Origin of the sequence: Burkholderia cepacia GG4, from assembly GCF_000292915.1 — a bacterium.
Classification (GTDB): domain Bacteria; phylum Pseudomonadota; class Gammaproteobacteria; order Burkholderiales; family Burkholderiaceae; genus Burkholderia; species Burkholderia cepacia_D.
Genome location: NC_018514.1, coordinates 774,516 through 792,473, shown reverse-complemented (window position 1 = coordinate 792,473; position 17,958 = coordinate 774,516). Strand labels below are relative to the sequence as shown.

The following is a 17,958-nucleotide window of genomic DNA, read 5'->3' as shown; positions in this document are numbered from 1 at the left end:
CCGCAATCAAACAGAAAGCTTCCCTCCGAGGGCATCGAGCGATGAAGCAGCACGACCAACACAACAACACGAATCAAACCAATCACACCACTCGGCTGCTCTGGCGCATCGGCGCGGTCGCGGCGCTCGGCGGCGCCGCGGCACTGTCGCTGCATGCGGGCGCGGCGCGCACGGTGAGCGTGTCGCCGCAAGGCACCGTCACCGAAGTCCGGCAGAGCGTCGTCAAGTTCGACGAACCGATGGTCGCGTTCGGCTCGGCGTCCGCGCCGAATCCCGCCCGCATGACCTGCAACGATTCCGTCGCCGCGCGCGGCCAGGGTCACTGGCTCGACGACAAGACGTGGGTCTACGATTTCGAGAACGACCTGCCGCCGGGCGTGCGCTGCTCGGTCGCGCTCAACGACACGCTGCGCTCGGTCGCCGGCAATGCGGTCAGCGGCCCGCGCCGCTTCACGTTTCAGACCGGCGGCCCGTTCCCGGTGACGGTCCGCCCCGGCTCGCGCGAGATCGAGGAACGCCAGGTGTTCGTGCTGAAACTGAACGGCCCGGCCGAACCGCGCTCGGCGCTTGCGAACATCTGGTGCGAAGCGACCGGCATCGGCAACCGCATCCCCGTCACCGCCGCCGACGACGACACCCGCAACGCGCTGCTCGACCACTTCGGCCTGAAGAAGGATGCCGCGCGCGTGCTGACGCTGTCGTGCGCGCAGGCGCTGCCGGCGAGCGCGAAGATGCAGCTCGTCTACGGCAAGGGCGTGGCCAGCCCGAGCGGCATCGGGAACGACACCGAGCGGCGCTTCGACTTCACCGTGCGTGCGCCGTTCGCCGCGAGCTTCTCGTGCGAGCGCGAGAACGCCAAGGCGCCCTGCACGCCGCTGCGCCCGCTGACGCTGTCGTTCAATGCGCCGATCTCGCGCAAGAACGCCGAGGCGATCAAGCTGCGCGGTCCTGACGGTTCGATTGCGCCGACCTTCGCGGCCGACGACCACAGCGACGAAGTGACGACCGTCACGTTCAACCCGCCGCTGCCCGCGCAGGCCAACCTGACGATCGAGCTGCCGTCCGGCCTGCGCGACGTGACCGATCGCTCGCTCGCGAACGCCGACCTGTTCCCGCTCGCGACGCGCATCGCGCCGATGCCGCCGCTCGCCAAATTCTCGTCGGGCACCTTCGGGATCGTCGAGCGCTTCGCCGAACCCGATACGCCCGCGCTCGTGCCCGTCACGCTGCGCAACGTCGAGGCCGATCTCCATATCGCCGGCCTCAATGCGGGCGGTGCGCAATTCGCGAACCTGAAGGTCGAGAACGACACCGCGATCCGTCAATGGATACGCACCGTCGAGCGCTTCGACAACTGGTCGATGACGGCCGGCACGATCGACGAGCGCATCCCGGGCCTGCTCCGGCGCAAGGGCCAGCACCCGGTGTATGTGCCGCTCGCGGCCGGCGAGAAGATGCCCGCGCCGCAGAACCGCCGCATCGACGTGCGCTCGCTGTCGCTGCTCGCCGGCGAACCTGGTGCGCAGGCGCTGACGCTGCCGAAGGCCGATCCGAAGACACTGCGTCCGTTCGAGGTCGTCGGCGTGCCGATCGACAAGCCCGGCTTCTACGTGCTCGAACTCGCGTCGCCCGCGCTCGGCCGCTCGCTGCTCGCGAAGCCGTCGAGCATGTACGTGCGCACCACGGTGCTCGTCACGAACCTCGGCGTGCACCTGAAACAGGGCCGCGAGAACAACCTGGTGTGGGTCACGACGCTCGACAAGGGCAAGCCCGTGCCGAACGCGCAGATCCGCGTGTCGGACTGCAACGGCGACGAGATCGCGGCCGGCAAGACTGACGCGCAGGGCCTGCTGACGATCGACGGTCAATTCGAGCCGAAGCACCAATGCAGTCAGTCGGAACACTTCGACGACTACTTCGTGTCGGCGCGCGTCGACGATCCGAAGACGGGCCCCGACATGGCGTTCGTCAGCTCGAACTGGAACCGCGGGATCGAATCGTGGCGCTTCAACGTGCCGACCGACACCGACAGTGCGCCGACGGTTCGCGCGCATACCGTGTTCGACCGCACGCTGCTGCGGGCCGGCGAAATCGTGTCGATGAAGCACTTCCTGCGCACCGAGACACTGCAGAGCCTCGCGTTCCCGTCGCAATACCCGACGCGCGTGACGCTCCGCCATCTCGGCTCGGACCAGACGTACAAGCTGCCGCTCACGTGGTCGGCCGACCACAGCGCGGACACGCAGTTCACGCTGCCGCCGGCGGCGAAGCTGGGCGAATACAGCGTCACGCTCGAAGGCGGCCCGGACGATGCGCCGACCGCCAGCTACTACAGCGGCAGCTTTCGCGTCGAGGCGTTCCGCCTGCCGGTGCTGAAGGGGTCGATCAGTGCGCGCGACGCGCAGAAGAGCCCGCTCGTCGCCGTGAAGGAAGCACCGCTCGCGGTGCAGATCGACTACGTGTCGGGCGGCGGCGCATCGAACCTGCCCGTGCAGGTGTCGGCGCTGATGAAGTGGGCGTCGCCGCCGTTCGCGGAGCGCTTCGAAGACTTCAGCTTCACGCCCTATCGCCCCGACCGGAGCGACGGTAACGCCGACGACGACGCGCAGGACGGCGACAACGCAGCGGCCGCGCACAACGATCCCGACGCGACCAGGCTGATCGCGGACAAGCTGCCGCTGACGCTCGACCGCAACGGCGCAGGTTCCGTCACGCTCAAGGGCCTGCCCGACGTCGACGCACCGAAGCGCATCGCGCTCGAAGCGACGTTCGCGGACCCGAACGGCGAAGTGCAGACGATCCGCGGCGACACGATCCTGTGGCCGGCCGCGGTGGTGGCCGGCATCAAGGCCGGCCGCTGGGTGTCGGTCGGCCAGCGCGTGCCGGTGCAGGCGCTCGCGGTCGACCTGCAGGGCAAGCCGCGCGCGTCCGTGCCGATCGAGATCAAGGGCGTCGCGCACATCACGACGTCGTCGCGCAAGCGGATGGTCGGCGGCTTTTATGCGTACGACAACAAGAGCGACACGCGCGACCTGGGCGTACTGTGCTCGGGCAAGACCGACGACAAGGGCCGCATGGCCTGCGACGCGACACTCGAACAGGCCGGCAACGTGCAGTTGATCGCGGTCGCGAAGGACGGCGACGGCCGCGCGTCGAACGCATCGACGTCGGTGTGGGTCACGCGCGAGGATCAACTCTGGTTCGGCGGCGACAACACCGACCGGATCGACGTGATCCCGGAGAAGACTTCGTACGAACCGGGCGAAACGGCGCGCTTCCAGGTGCGGATGCCATTCCGCTATGCAACGGCACTCGTCGCGGTCGAACGCGGCGGCGTGATGGAAACGCACATCGTCGAACTGAATGGTACGAACCCGACCGTCGACCTGAAGGTCGGCGAATCGTGGGGTCCTAACGTATACGTGTCGGTGCTCGCGTTGCGCGGCCGGATTCGCGCAGTGCCTTGGTACTCGTTCTTCACGTGGGGCTGGAAGGCGCCGGTCGAATGGGCGCGTGCGTTCTGGCGCGAAGGCCGTCACTATGAAGCGCCGACCGCCTTCGTCGACCTGTCGAAGCCGGCGTTCCGCTACGGTCTCGGCGAGATCAAGGTCGGCACGGGCGTGCATCGTCTCGGCGTGACCGTAACGACCGACGCGACGCGCTACACGGTGCGCAGCAAGGCGCAGGCGCACGTGAAGGTCACGCTGCCGAACGGGCAACCCGCACCGGCCGGCACGCAGATCGCGGTCGCGGCCGTCGACGAGGCGCTGCTCGAACTGATGCCGAACAACAGCTGGGATCTGCTCGACGCGATGCTGCAGCGGCGCGCATACGGCGTCGAGACGGCCACCGCGCAGATGGAAATCGTCGGCCGCCGTCACTTCGGCCGCAAGGCCGTGCCGGCCGGCGGCGGCGGTGGCAGCGCGCCGACGCGCGAGCTGTTCGACACGCTGCTGCTGTGGAATCCGCGCGTCACGCTCGACGCGAACGGCAGCGCGACCGTCGCGGTGCCGCTGAACGACGCGCTCACGCGCTTCCGGATCGTCGCGATCGCGGCAGTCGGCCCGGACCGCTTCGGCACGGGCAGCACGTCGATCCGCAGCACCCAGGACCTGCAACTGATCTCCGGCCTGCCGCCGCTCGTGCGGGAAGGCGATGCATTCCGCGCGCAGGTCACGCTGCGCAACACGACCGACCGCGCGATGCAGGTCGTCGTGACGCCGCGCGTGACGGGCCTCGACGTCGCGCCGCAAACGGTCTCGCTCGCGGCCAATGCGGCGACCGAGGTCGCGTGGACGATCACCGTGCCCGAGCAGGCGCTCGACGCGGCCGGCGCGCTGAACTGGCGCATCGAGGCGGCCGAGCAAGGCGGCAAGCGTGCGTCCGACGCGCTGGCCGTCGCGCAGAAGGTCGTGCCCGCGCTGCCGGTGACCGTGCAGCAGGCCACGCTCGCGCAGGTCGACGGCACGCTGACGGTGCCGGTGTCGGCACCGGCCGGCGCCGCCAGCAACGCGCAGGGCACGCCGCGCGGCGGCATTGCCGTGTCGCTGCAGTCGAAGCTCGCTGACGGCCTGCCCGGCGTGCGGCGCTGGTTCGAGCGCTACCCGTATCGCTGCCTCGAACAGCAGACGTCGCGTGCGATCGGCCTGCACGACACCGCGCAATGGCAGGCGCTGGTTGCGCGCATGCCGGTCTATCTCGACAGCGACGGGCTCGCGAGCTACTTCCCGCCGTCGTCCGACGATGCGCACTACGGCAGCCCGACGCTGTCGTCGTACCTGCTCGTCGTATCCGACGAGGCCAGCCGCCTCGACCCGCGCTTCGCGCTGCCGGAAGACCTGCGCACGCAGCTCGAAGCCGGGCTCGCGCGTTTCGTCGACGGCCGCATCGAGCGCAACGCATGGGCGCCGCGCCAGGACCGCGACCTGCGCAAGCTCGCCGCGATCGAGGCGCTGTCGCGTTACGGTGCCGCACAAGGCCGCATGCTCGGCTCGATCGAGATCGCGCCGAACCAGTGGCCGACGTCCGCGGTGATCGACTATCACGCGATCCTCACCCGCGTGAAGGACATCCCGCAGCGCGACGAGAAACGCGCGCAGGTCGAGCAGATCCTGCGTGCGCGCCTGACGTACCAGGGCACGCAGCTCGTGTTCTCGACCGCGCGCGACGACGACCTGTGGTGGCTGATGACGAGCAACGAGACCAACGCCGCGCGTCTCGCGCTGGAATTCGCGGGCGACCCGGCGTGGAAGGACGAGATGCCGCGCGTGGCGACCGGCCTGCTCGCGCTGCAACGCCAGGGCGCATGGCAGACGACGACGTCGAACGCACTCGGCCAGCTCGCCATCGAGCGCTTCTCGCGCACCTATGAAAGCACGCCGGTGGCCGGCACGACGAAGGTCGCGCTCGGCGGCGACGCGCGTGCAATCGCATGGTCGCAGGCGCAGGCGCCCGCCGACGCCCCCGCATCGGCCACCGCTGCGACCCGCGCCGCCGCCGCGCGCAGCGTGCTGATGCCGTGGCCGCGCGCGTCGCAGGCACCGGCCACGCTGTCCGTCACGCAGGACGGCACGGGCCGCCCGTGGGCGACCGTCGAGAGCCTCGCGGCCGTGCCGCTGCGCGCGCCGTTCGCGGCCGGCTACCGGATCACCAAGACCGTCACGCCCGTGTCGCCCGCCGTCAAGGGCGTGCTGACGCGCGGCGACGTCGTGCGCGTGCATCTCGACATCGATGCGCAGAGCGACATGACGTGGGTCGTCGTCAACGATCCGATCCCGTCCGGCGCGACGATCCTCGGTTCGGGCCTCGGCCGCGACTCCGAAGCCGCGACGCAGGGCGAGAAAACCCCGGACGGTGCGTGGCCGGCGTTCATCGAGCGCGACTTCGACGGCTACCGCGCGTATTACGACTATGTGCGGAAGGGCAAGCTCTCGGTCGAATACACGGTGCGGCTGAACAACGTCGGCACGTTCGGGCTGCCGCCGACGCGCGTCGAGGCGCTGTACGCGCCGTCCGTGTACGGCCTGTGGCCGAACCCGCCGATGACGGTGAAACCGGTCGACGCGGGCAAGTAACGAGACCGTGATGATCGATCGTGGATTGCCGCGGCCGGCCCGTTTCGCCGGCCGCGTATTCGTCGCCGTCGTGCTGGCTGCGCCGCTCGTCGCGCACGCGCTGCCCGGCTACGACGACGTGCGCCGCAACTGGCGCAGTTCCGACTGGGTGCTGCTCGCACGCGACGGCACGCCGCTGCAGCGCACGCGTGTCGACCTCACCGAACGACGCGGCGACTGGGTGTCGCTCGCCGACGTGTCGCCTGCGTTCCGCGAGGCGATCGTCGTATCGGAGGACAAGCGCTTCTACGAACACAGTGGCGTCGACTGGCGCGGGATCGCCGGCGCGGCCTGGGGCAACCTGTGGAACGAGCGCACGCGCGGCGCGTCGACCATGACGATGCAGCTCGCCGGGCTGCTCAGCGATGCGCCGCGCCGCTCGGGGCAACGTTCGCTGCCGCAGAAGGCCACGCAGGCGATGAACGCGCTGCTGCTCGAGCGCGGCTGGCGCAAGGACCAGATCCTCGAGGCCTATCTTAATCTCGTGCCGTTCCGCGGCGAGACGGTCGGGCTCGCCGCGCTGTCGCAGGTCCTGTTCGGCAAGGCGCCGTCCGGCCTCGATGCACGCGAGGCCGCGATCGCCGCGGCGCTGGTGCGCGGGCCCAACGCGACGCCCGCGAAGGTTGCCGAGCGTGCGTGCCGGATCCTGCGCGACATGCGCGCCGAGCAGGCGTGTGCGTCGCTCGACGGCTACGTGCAGCTGGTGATCGCACGCCCCGCCAGCGCCGTGCGCGACGACGGCGCGGCGCTGGCCCCGCACTTCGCTCGGCGCATCGCGGCCGAGGTCAGACCGGCGGCCGGCGCGCAGGTGCGCACGACGCTCGACGCGCCGCTGCAGCGCTTCGCACGCGACACGCTGACGCGCGCGCTGACCGAGCTCAACGCGCCCGCGCATCGGCGCAACGTGAACGACGGCGCGGTCGTCGTGATCGACAACGCGAGCGGCGAGATTCGCGCGTGGGTCGGCTCGTCGGGCGCGTTGTCGAGCGCGCGCGACGTCGATGCCGTGCTCGCGCCGCGCCAGGCCGGCTCGACGCTCAAGCCGTTCCTCTATGCGCAGGCGATCGACGAGAAACGGCTGACCGCCGCGTCGCTGCTCGACGATGCGCCGGTCAACCTCGCCGCCGGCGGCGGCCTCTACATTCCGCAGAACTACGACAAGGATTTCAAGGGCTGGGTCAGCGTGCGCAGCGCGCTCGGCGGCTCGCTGAACGTGCCGGCCGTACGCACGCTCGTGCTCGTCACGCCGCACCGCTTTGCGCGCACCTTGACCGCGCTGGGCCTGCCGCTCGCGCAGGAAGGCGACTACTACGGCTTCAGCCTCGCGCTCGGCAGCGCGGACGTCACGCTGCTGTCGCTGGCCAATGCGTATCGCGCGCTCGCAAACGGCGGCGTCGCGCGCAAGGTCGTCGACGTGCCTGCGCCCGCGCCGGCCGCCGGCGCATCGACACCGGGACGCACCGACAACGGCACGCGGGTGTTCAGCGAAGCGGCCAGCTTCGTCGTCACCGACATCCTCTCCGACAACAACGCGCGCGTGCGCACGTTCGGCTTCGACAACCCGCTCGCGACGCGCTTCTTCTCCGCGGTCAAGACCGGCACGAGCAAGGACATGCGCGACAACTGGACCGTCGGTTTCACGTCGCGCTATACGGTCGGCGTGTGGGTCGGCAATGCGGACGGCTCGCCGATGTGGGACGTGTCGGGGGTGACGGGCGCGTCGCCGGTGTGGTCGGCCGTCGTCGGCTACCTGCACCGCGACCTGCCGAGCCGCGCGCCGCAGCCGCCGGCCGGCGTCGAAACGCGCCGCATCACGTTCGAGCGCGAGGTCGAGCCGTCGCGCAACGAATGGTTCATCGCGGGCACGGCCCTCGACACGATCCGGCTGGCGGCGCCCGTCACGCCGGGCAAGGACGGCGCGCGTGCGCCGCTGACGATCGGCGCGCCGACCGACGGCACGATCTTCGCGATCGATCCGGACATTCCGCCGAAGAATCAGCGGATCTGGTTCGAGCGGTCGGCCGGACACGCCGCGCGGTTCGCATGGCGGCTCGACGACAAGGTGATCGGGCATGCCGACCGCATCGCCTGGATGCCGTGGCCGGGCCGGCACCGGCTCGAACTCGTCGATGCGCACGGCAACGTCGCGGATGCGATCGGCTTCGAGGTGCGCGGCGCGTTCGCGAAGGCGGCCGCCCGCAAGCCCTAGCAGGCCCTGGCCGCGCCGCAGCGAACGACCAGGCAAGCAATCCCCGGATCGGACGCCTAGAATATGAACAGCGTGCCGCTGCTGCGGCGCGCGCCGGTTGCCCTGCCGCGTCCCTTCTCCCGATCGCCCGCGACCATGAACCTTCGCCATCCGCGCTTCATCCGCCCCGCGCTGGGCGCCGCCTGCGTCGCCGCGCTCGCTTCGCTTGCGGCCTGCAACGGCGACGCCTGTTTCGGCGTCGATGTCTGCTTCAACAACAACAACACGCAGGCCGTCGCACTGTCCGGCACCGCCGCCACGGGCACCGCGCTCGCGAGCGCGTCGGTGACGGTCAGCTGCGTGCAAGGCTCGGCGACGACGCTGACCGACGGTGGCGGCAACTACCGGGTGACGGTCAACGCGGTGCTGCCGTGCGTGCTGACCGTGGCCTCGGGCGGCACGAGCCTGCATTCGCTCGCGTATGCGGGCGGCACCTTCAACACGACGCCCGAGACCGAGCTGCTGCTCGTCTATCTTGCCGCGCAGCTCGGCACGAACACGGCCGGGCTGATCGGCAATTTCCAGGGCAATGCGCACTTCCAGCAGGTGATGGGTAGCCCGAACACAGTGCAGGCCGCGCAATCGGCGGTGGTCACGAACCTGCAGCAGCGTTATGCGGTCACGTTGTCCACGCCGGCGTTCCTCACGACGTCGTTCGTGGTCGGGCAAGCGGGCGTCGACAGCGATCTCGGCGCGCTGGCCAAGGCTGGCGCGATCGATTCGAACGGGATGCCGGATCCGGCCGCGATTACGCTATTGACGCAGGCGGGCGCTGCGCACCCGCTGTAAGCCAGCCCGCGGCGGGACCAGGATCGGGCGTCAGGTGCCCGTTTCGGGCTCGCTGTCGGCCAGCAGCGCCCACCGTTCGTGGTCGCGCCATGCGCCGTCGATGCGCAGGTAGCGCGGTGAAAAACCCTCTTTCCGGAAACCGAGCCGCCGAACCAGCGCGATCGACGCGTGGTTGGCAGGCTGGATGTTGGCTTCGAGCCGATGCAGCCCGAGTTCGCCGAACGCGACGCCGGTCGCCGCGCGCAGCGCTTCCGTCATCAGCCCTTGCCGGCTGAACTCCACCATCCCGTAGTAGCCGAGATACGCGCTCTGGAACGGGCCGCCGACGATCTCGTTGAGGTTCACCACGCCGACGACCTTTCCGGACGCGCGTTCGCGCGCGACGAGGCCGACGTTCGGCCCGGTCAGGCAGCGGGCGAACCATTGGTCGAATCCCGCCTGGTCGGTGAACGAGTCGACCCACGGCAGATGGTGGCCGCGGCTCGCGCGGTTGGCGGTGATCAGGTCGGGAGCGTCGGTTCGGGCGACGCGGTTCAGCAGGATCAGGCTCATGATTCGGTCGAATGCGGCGTGTGGTGGAGCGGGCCGGCAGCAACCGCGCGCAGCCGCGTTGCCGCCGTCCGCGACGAACGATACGGCTTACGCGGCCTCGCCGCTCCCGCACGCGACGCGCGCGGCCTGCTGCTGCGACAGGTAGCGCAGCAGCTTGGTCACCATCCACACGACGGTGAACGACAGCACGACGAAGAACGCCGCGAGCGGCGTCAGCACCTGCACCGACACGAAGCCGGCCACGCCCATCATCGCGGACGACACGAGCAGCAGCGCACACCCGAGGATCGCGCTCGTCAGCCCCGCGATATGCGGAAACAGCGAATTGCCCTTGGCCATCAGCGTCGGATACATCGCGCCCGCGCAGAAACCCATCACGAGCACCGGTGTCGCGAGCGTCCATACGCGCAGGCCGACGGTCAGCGCGAGCACGAGCATCGCGACCGCCGCCAGCGCCATCACGCGCGCGCCGATGCGCAGCCGCTGCTCGGCGCTCGGCAGCCCGTGCCCGTGAATCCGGTTTGACAGCCCGCCGAGGAAATACATCAGGCCGATCCCGAGCGCCAGATAGCCGAAGAAGGTCGGCGGCTTGTGCAGCGTGGTCTGCACCATGAACGGCCCGACGATGTTGAACACCAGCAGGATGCTGTAGCACAGCCCCTGCGCGAGGAAGCAGCTCTGGAACACCGGGCTCGCGAGCACCTTGCCCGCGTTCGTCATCAGCGTGCGCGGCTCGAGATGGACCGGCTTCGGCAAGGTTTCGCGGTAGTGCCACAACAGCGCCCACATCACCAGCGAGTACACGAGCAGGAACACGAGGCACGCGCGCCAGCCGAACCATTCCTGCAGGTGCGCGCCGATCACCGGCGCGATGATCGGTGCGAGCCCCCACGCGATCGACATGTACGTAAAGGCATGCATCAGCGCCTGGCCCGAGAACGAGTCGGTGATGATCGCCTTCGCGAGCAGGTTCGTGGTCGCGATCCCGAAGCCCTGCAGGCAGCGCGCCAGCACGAACGTCTCCAGGTTCGGCGCGCCGAGCGACAGCAGGCAGCCGATCGTGTAGATCACCAGCCCGAACGCGAGCACGCGCTTGCGCCCGTAAGCGTCGGCGATGGGGCCGAAGATCAGCTGGCCGAGCGCATACGCGGCCATGTAGCCGGACACGCTCGACTGGATCGCCTGCGGCGTGGTCGCGAACGAGCGCGCCATGTCGGGCAGCGCGGGTACGTAGATGTCGATCGCGAGCTGGCCGGCGGACGCGAACAGGCAGATCAGGAACAGCAGGAAGCGCGGCGAGTTCGATTCGCGCGCGGGAGTGAGCGAGACGTTCATGACAAGCGGGAAGGAATCTGACGGCAGCAACACGCGTCGACCTGTTCGAATCCCGAACAGCCGTGCGCGGCCAATTGCGTATTGTGCCTGTTGTTGCACGGCGCGACCGGAATCCCATGGAATCGGCGAGGTTGAAATGCCGATTGCGGCACAGCCGGACACCTGCGACCCGGACCGCGCTTCGGCGCGCGGCACGGGTTCAGGCAAAGGGGAAAAGGACGGGCGTAGACGGGGCCCTGACGGATGCCCGGCGAGGTGCGACGCCGGATGGACCACGGGTCAGAGGACGGAGTTCAGCATCCGGCGTGAACGCGCCGGACGACCTTCACGGCCGCAGGATGCGCACCGCGACGCAGGCCCGGAGGCCGGCGGGATTCGAGCGTGCAGGCCCGCACACGCAACGTGTCGGACCGCACGCCCTCACGACGATACGATCAGTACTGCGCCTGATCCGTCGGATTCCTGAACAGCTGCTTCATCTCCGGCGACAACGGATAGTTGAGGCTCACGCCCTTCGGCGGAATCGGTTGCATGAACCACTGGTCGTAGAGCTTCTCGGCCGCGCCCGACGTCTGCATCTTCGCGATCACGCCGTCGACCACGTGCTTGAAGGCCGGATCGTCCTTGCGCATCATGCACGCGTAGTTTTCGTGAACGAGCGGCGTGCCTGCCACCGTATACGCGCCCGGGTTGCGGTCCTTCGCAATCTCGCCGTACAGCAGCGGCTCGTCCATCACGAATGCAACCGCGCGCCCCGTCGTGACGTTCATGAACGCTTCGGCGTGGTCCTTCGCGCTGATGATCGTCATGTTCATCCCCTTCTCTTCGTTGAGCTTGCGCAGCAGGCGCTCGTCCGACGTGCCGGCCGTCGTCGCGACCGTCTTGCCGGCCAGGTCCGCGAAGTCCATTACGCCCGAATCCTTGCGCGTGCTGAAGCGGATCCCGTACAGGAAGATGCTGTTCGAGAACGCAGCCTGCCTCTGCCGCTCCAGCGTGTTCGTCGTCGACCCGCACTCGAAGTCGATCGTGCCGTTCTGCAGCAGCGGAATCCGGTTCTGCGACGTGATCGGAATTTCCTTCACCGTCAGGTTCGGCGCCTTCAGTTCCGTCCTGAGCTGGTCAATGATGCGCGCCGCGATGTCGCGCGAGTAGCCGATGTTTTTCTGCTGGTTGTCCGAGTACGAAAACGGCACCGAAGACTCGCGGATACCGAGCGACACGATGCCCGTGTCCTTGATCTTCTTCAGCGTGCCGGTGAGGGCCTGCGCGTGCGCGCTGCCCGCCAGCGCGCAGGTCAACGCGACGGCCAGCCAACGGAAGCGGCGATCCATGCTTTTCTCCTGACGAAACGTTGATCGAATCGCGATCGTACGCCCGACAAAATTCGCGACGCATCAGGAAAAGCGCAAGCAGTCGTCCGTCACGGCCGCGCTCAGGCGGCCATTTTCCGTGGCGCGCAAACGCGCGTGCATCACGCATTGCGCCCGGCCGGCCGCATCCGGTAGCGTCCCGCCTGCCCGGTCGTCCGTTCCAGACCCGCAATCGCGCTGCGACGCAGCAACGGAATCGTTTGCGACGACCCGGCTTTTTCTCGTGAACCGCACTCAAGAAGCGCCCGGGGCGGCCGTTACCCAGTGCATGGCGCGTCGCAGCAACCTGGGCGCGACCGTCAGACAACAACGACCAGGTCCGGTGTTCCGGGACCCAGCACCACCGCCGGCACGACGGCTTGCTACGAGGATCGAGTTTCACCATGAAAGCCAAACGTTTCAATTTCGCGCTGGCCCGCTCCGCTCATGCGCGCATGCTCGCCGGCATGCTGTCCGCCGCCGCGCTCCTTCCGCTCGCCGGCTGCGGCGGCGGTGGCGGCGACGGCAGCAATCCGTCCTCCTCCAACGCAGCGCCCGCCCCCGCGCCTTCGCCCGCCCCGAACCCGACGACCCCGCCCGCGACCGGCGGCAGCAACGCGTGCACGACCCAGCAGGCCGCCGTGCAGATGGCCGCCCAGACGAGCGCGCCAGACGAGCCGCCGGTCGATCACCTGATCGTCAAACTGAAGACGATGACAACCGCGCGCGCGATGGCCGCCATCGACACCGGTACGCGACTCGACGCCGTGATCCAGCGCTCGATGGCGCGCTTGACGGCACCGACGACGACCGGCGCCGCACGTGCGTATGCAGCCGCGACGACGTCGCAGGCACCGCTGAACGTGCAGGTCGAGCGGACCCTGTCGGACGGCGCGGCCGTGCTGTCGATCGGCCAGCGCCTCGCGTCCGGCGACGCGGCGGCGCTCGCGCAGGCATTCGCGGCCGACGCCGACGTCGACTACGCGGAACCGGATCATCCGATGCGGGTCCGCGATACACCGAGCGATCCCGCCTATGGCCAGCAGTGGTATCTGTCCGATGCGAGCGTCGGCATCAACGCGCCGCCCGCCTGGACGCGGACCAAGGGTTCGCCGACCGTCGTCACGGCGGTGCTCGACACCGGCTACCGGCCGCACCCCGACCTCGTCGGCAACCTGCTGCCCGGCTACAGCTTCATCTCGAACGTCAACACGAGCAACAACGGGCAGGCGCGCGGCAGCGACGCAACCGATCCGGGCGACTGGGTCACGCAGCAGGAACTCGACGACGCCAGCGGCCCGTTCTACCACTGCGCGAGCGAACCGGGCAGCAGCAGCTGGCACGGCACGCGCGTGACGGGCGTGATCGGCGCCACCGCCAACAACGGCATCGGCGTCGCCGGCGTGTCGTGGCTCGGCCGGATCCTGCCGGTGCGCGTGCTCGGCAAGTGCGGCGGCGTGACGAGCGACATCGCCGACGCGATGCGCTGGGCGGCCGGCATTCCTGTCGTCGGCGTGCCGACGAACCCAACTCCCGCGAAGATCATCAACCTGAGCCTGGGCGGCGTGGGCGCATGCAGCGCGACGTTCCAGCAGGCAATCGACGACGTGAACGCGAAAGGCGTGACCGTCGTCGTGGCCGCCGGCAACGACGGCCTGTCGACCGCGCTCGACCAGCCCGCGAACTGCCGCGGCGTGATCAGCGTCGGCGCGACCGACGCGACCGGGCGCCGCGCGTCATTCAGCAACTTCGGCGCCGACGTCGCACTGAGCGCGCCGGGCGTCAACATCCTGTCGACGGCCAACAGCGGCACCACGACGCCGGGCACCGATTCGTACGGCCCCGCGAGCGGCACGAGCTTCGCGACGCCGCAGGTGACCGGCATCGTCGGGCTGATGCTGGCGGTGAACGGCAACCTCACGCCCGCGCAGATCCAGCAGAAGCTGCAAGGCGGCGCGCGCGCGGCGACGCTGCCGGCCAGCACGTCGTGCACCGCGCTGCCGGCCGGTGCCGGGATTGCCGATGCAGGCGCTGCCGTCACGGCGGCCATGCAATAACCGGCGCCCTGCTACTCCGCAACCGCGTGCATGCCTGCCTGTCATGCGCGCGGTTTTTTTATGCGTCCGGCCGGCAACGCCTCGCTAACGTTCTGCAAGAATCGCCCGAAAAAAAGGGCGGAAAAAGAGTTGACGCTTCGCACGACGACCTATTACCATCGGCCCGGTCTGATTACATGGAGTGTTCTGTGAACACCGATGCGAGTTGTAGTTGGTCCTCGACCAACTTGACTGCTGCCTGAGGAAACCGCGCAGAGCCTCGTCTTCTGCCGCATCCCGGGAAGCAGGATGCGGCGCCCTTCCGGCCTGACTGGCCAGAATCCCCGCCGAATTTCTTTCGATATCGCCGAATGCTCGTGCTGCGTCGTCGCGCGCGTGCGTTCGTGCCGCGCGCAGCGCGAGCTGCGTGCGTCTTCCGTTCGCGTGCCGTTCGGCCGTGCGCCCTTGTGCATGCGCGGCCACCGATCGCCCGTGCCGTCTACCCGCAACCGACAGGAGTGCAGATGAACTCAGACGACAGTAGTCGATTACCGCTCGCCGGTGCGACGCTGCGCATCGGCCATCCGACCGCACTCCACGCGCCGGCGAGCGTTCCCCCCTTCACCGATCCACTGCCGATCGCGCCCGACGCGACGCGGCCGGGAGCGCTCGTGCGTCGATAACGTCACGGTCGCTCCCCGCCCGCCGCCTCGTGCGCAAGGAGCGACACATGACACAACGAAACACATCGCAACAGAAACAGCGCGGCTTCATCCGCGGCGGCCCGGGTCAGCAGCACGAACCGCGCATCATGCGCGCCGCGCAGGAAGCGGCCCGCCCGCTCGAGGAAACCTTCAAGTCGCTGCGCACCAGCACGCGCGGCCTCACCTACGACCAGGCTGCCGATCGCCTGCAGCACAACGGCCCGAACGAAATCGCGCACGACAAGCCGCCACACTGGACCCACCAGTTGCTGCACGCGTTCCACAATCCGTTCGTCTACGTGCTGCTGGTGCTGGCCGCGATCAGCTTCTGCACCGACGTCTACTTCGCGGCGCCTGACGATCGCGACTACGTCGGCATGACGATCCTGCTGGCGATGGTGACGATCAGCGCGCTGCTGCGCTTCGTGCAGGAATTCCGTTCGCTGCGCGCGGCCGAGAAGCTCAAGGCGATGGTCCGCACGACCGCGACCGTGCAGCGCGCGGTGACCGCCACGTCCGAACCGTCACGTCGCGAGGTGCCGATGCGCGAAGTGGTGATTGGCGACATCGTGCATCTGTCGGCCGGCGACATGATCCCCGCCGACGTGCGCCTGCTCGCGTCGCGCGACCTGTTCATCAGCCAGGCCGTGCTGACCGGCGAGGCACTGCCGGTCGAGAAGTACGACACGCTCGGCGCGGTTGCCGGCAAGTCGGCGCATGCCGGTGCGGCAGGCGCGACCGGCACGGCGAACGACGCGTCGACGTCGCTGCTCGATCTCGAGAACGTGTGCTTCATGGGCACCAACGTGGTCAGCGGCACCGCGACGGCGGTGGTCGTCGCAACCGGCGAGGACACCTATTTCGGTTCGCTCGCGCGCAACGTCGTGAGCCACAAGCGCATCGAGACGAGCTTCGACCGAGGCGTCTCGAGCGTGAGCTGGCTGCTGATCAAGTTCATGTTCGTGATGGTGCCGATCGTGTTCATGATCAACGGCCTGACCAAGGGCGACTGGCTGAGCGCGCTCACGTTCGCGCTCGCGGTGGCCGTCGGCCTCACGCCGGAAATGCTGCCGATGATCGTCAGTGCGAACCTCGCGCGCGGCGCGATCGCGATGGCGCGCCGCAAGGTCGTCGTGAAGCGGCTGAACTCCGTGCAGAACTTCGGCGCGATGGACGTGCTGTGCACCGACAAGACCGGCACGCTCACGCAGGACAAGATCATCCTCGAACACCACCTCGATCTGTCCGGCCACAAGAACGAGGACATCCTGCGGCTCGGCTGGCTGAACAGCTTCCATCAGAGCGGCCAGAAGAACCTGATCGACATCGCCGTCGTCGCACGCGCCGACGAGATCGGCGAGCGCGTGAAGCCGCAGGGCTACAAGAAGATCGACGAGCTGCCGTTCGACTTCGTGCGCCGCCGCCTGTCGGTCGTTGTCGAGGACACGCACGGCACTCACCTGCTGATCTGCAAGGGCGCGGTCGAGGAAATGCTCGCGGTGTCGACCCATGTGCAGGACGAGGACGGCGTGCGCCCGCTCGACTTCGTCGCGCGCAAGCGGCTGCTCGAACAGGCGAACGCGTACAACGAGGACGGCTTCCGCGTGCTGGTGCTCGCGACGCGCACCATTGCGCGCGGCGACGAACGCGAACAGTACCGCACCGCGGACGAGCGCGATCTCGTCGTGCGCGGCTTCCTGACCTTCCTCGACCCGCCGAAGGAATCGGCCGCGCCAGCGCTCGCCGCGCTGCGCGAAAACGGCGTCGCGGTGAAGGTGCTGACGGGCGACAACGCGACCGTCACGATGAAGGTGTGCCGCCAGGTCGGCCTCGAACCTGGCAAGCCGATGCTCGGCGCCGAAATCGAGGCGCTCGACGACGCGACGCTCGCGCAGGTCGTCGAACGCACGACCGTATTCGCGAAGCTGACGCCGCTGCAGAAGGCGCGCATCGTCAAGGCGCTGCAGGCGAACGGCCACACGGTCGGCTTCCTCGGCGACGGCATCAACGACGCGCCCGCGCTGCGCGACGCCGACGTCGGCATTTCGGTCGACAGCGGCGCCGACATCGCGAAGGAAACCGCCGACATCATCCTGCTCGAGAAGAGCCTGATGGTGCTCGAGGAAGGCGTGATCAAGGGCCGCGAGACATTCGGCAACATTCTCAAGTACCTGAACATGACCGCGAGTTCGAACTTCGGCAACGTGTTCTCGGTGCTCGTCGCCAGTGCATTCCTGCCGTGGGAGCCGATGCTCGCGACCCAGCTGCTCGTGCTGAACCTGATCTACGACACGTCGCAGATGCTGCTGCCGTGGGACAAGATGGATCCGGAGTTCGTGAAGAAGCCGCGCAAGTGGGAAGCCGGCAACATCGGCCGCTTCATGCTGTGGGTCGGGCCGACCTCGTCGGTGTTCGACATCACCACGTACGTGCTGATGTGGACCGTGTTCGGCGCGGGCGCGATGTATCACCTGCACGGCGGTTCGGGCGGCCAGATCGTGATGAACTCGGGCTGGTTCATCGAGAGCCTCGTGTCGCAGACGCTCGTCGTGCACCTGCTGCGCACGCAGAAGATCCCGTTCCTGCAGAGCACGGCCGCGCTGCCGGTGCTGCTGTCGACGTTCACTGCGATCGCGATCGGTTGCTGGCTGCCGTTCTCGCCGTTCGCGGATTCGCTCGGCTTCATGCACCTGCCGGGCACCTACTGGCTGTGGCTCGCGGCGACGATGGTCGGCTACATCCTGCTCGCGCAGATCGTCAAGACGATCTATGTGCGTCGCTACAAGCAGTGGTTCTGATTTCCGCCGACCGGTGGCGTGCCGGCCCGCATCG

9 protein-coding genes are annotated in these 17,958 nt (G+C 68.6%); 6 read left to right on the top strand and 3 right to left on the bottom strand.

Features of this window, described 5'->3' with window-relative positions; translation table 11 throughout:
• The first annotated feature begins 41 nt into the window (after window positions 1-41).
• The 3 genes from GEM_RS19335 (at window position 42) to GEM_RS19325 (ending at window position 9,150) form a co-directional block, all read left to right on the top strand.
• Window positions 42-6,074, top strand: coding sequence for an alpha-2-macroglobulin family protein (locus GEM_RS19335; protein ID WP_014899064.1), 6,033 nt, complete (start codon window positions 42-44; stop codon window positions 6,072-6,074).
• 10 nt (window positions 6,075-6,084) lie between these two features.
• Window positions 6,085-8,322 carry a penicillin-binding protein 1C gene (gene pbpC, locus GEM_RS19330; RefSeq protein WP_014899063.1) on the top strand — a complete coding sequence of 746 codons (2,238 nt, stop codon included), beginning with the start codon at window positions 6,085-6,087 and terminating at the stop codon, window positions 8,320-8,322.
• Between the two features lie 135 nt (window positions 8,323-8,457).
• A complete protein-coding gene (locus tag GEM_RS19325) occupies window positions 8,458-9,150 on the top strand; it encodes a hypothetical protein (RefSeq protein ID WP_041490926.1) in 693 nt (230 codons plus the stop codon).
• A gap of 30 nt (window positions 9,151-9,180) precedes the next feature.
• On the opposite strand, the gene GEM_RS19320 is transcribed toward GEM_RS19325, so the two are convergent.
• The 3 genes from GEM_RS19320 to GEM_RS19310 form a co-directional block, all read right to left on the bottom strand.
• Window positions 9,181-9,702, bottom strand: a complete 522-nt coding sequence (locus tag GEM_RS19320) for a GNAT family N-acetyltransferase (protein ID WP_014899061.1) — start codon at window positions 9,700-9,702, stop codon at window positions 9,181-9,183.
• 87 nt (window positions 9,703-9,789) lie between these two features.
• Window positions 9,790-11,037 (bottom strand): multidrug effflux MFS transporter, encoded by a 1,248-nt coding sequence (locus GEM_RS19315; protein ID WP_014899060.1) that lies wholly within the window; start codon window positions 11,035-11,037, stop codon window positions 9,790-9,792.
• A gap of 434 nt (window positions 11,038-11,471) precedes the next feature.
• Window positions 11,472-12,368, bottom strand: coding sequence for a glutamate/aspartate ABC transporter substrate-binding protein (locus GEM_RS19310; RefSeq protein ID WP_014899059.1), 897 nt, complete (start codon window positions 12,366-12,368; stop codon window positions 11,472-11,474).
• 422 nt (window positions 12,369-12,790) lie between these two features.
• On the opposite strand from GEM_RS19310, the gene GEM_RS19305 reads away from it, so the two are divergent.
• The 3 genes from GEM_RS19305 to mgtA all read left to right on the top strand — a co-directional run bounded on the left by GEM_RS19305 (window position 12,791) and on the right by mgtA (window position 17,924).
• Window positions 12,791-14,443, top strand: a complete 1,653-nt coding sequence (locus GEM_RS19305) for a S8 family peptidase (protein WP_014899058.1) — start codon at window positions 12,791-12,793, stop codon at window positions 14,441-14,443.
• Window positions 14,444-14,946: 503 nt separating this feature from the next.
• Window positions 14,947-15,105, top strand: coding sequence for a hypothetical protein (locus GEM_RS31915; RefSeq protein WP_014899057.1), 159 nt, complete (start codon window positions 14,947-14,949; stop codon window positions 15,103-15,105).
• A 47-nt stretch (window positions 15,106-15,152) separates the two neighbouring features.
• On the top strand, window positions 15,153-17,924 hold the full coding sequence (mgtA, locus tag GEM_RS19300) for a magnesium-translocating P-type ATPase (RefSeq protein ID WP_014899056.1): 2,772 nt from the start codon (window positions 15,153-15,155) through the stop codon (window positions 17,922-17,924).
• Window positions 17,925-17,958 lie beyond the last annotated feature (34 nt).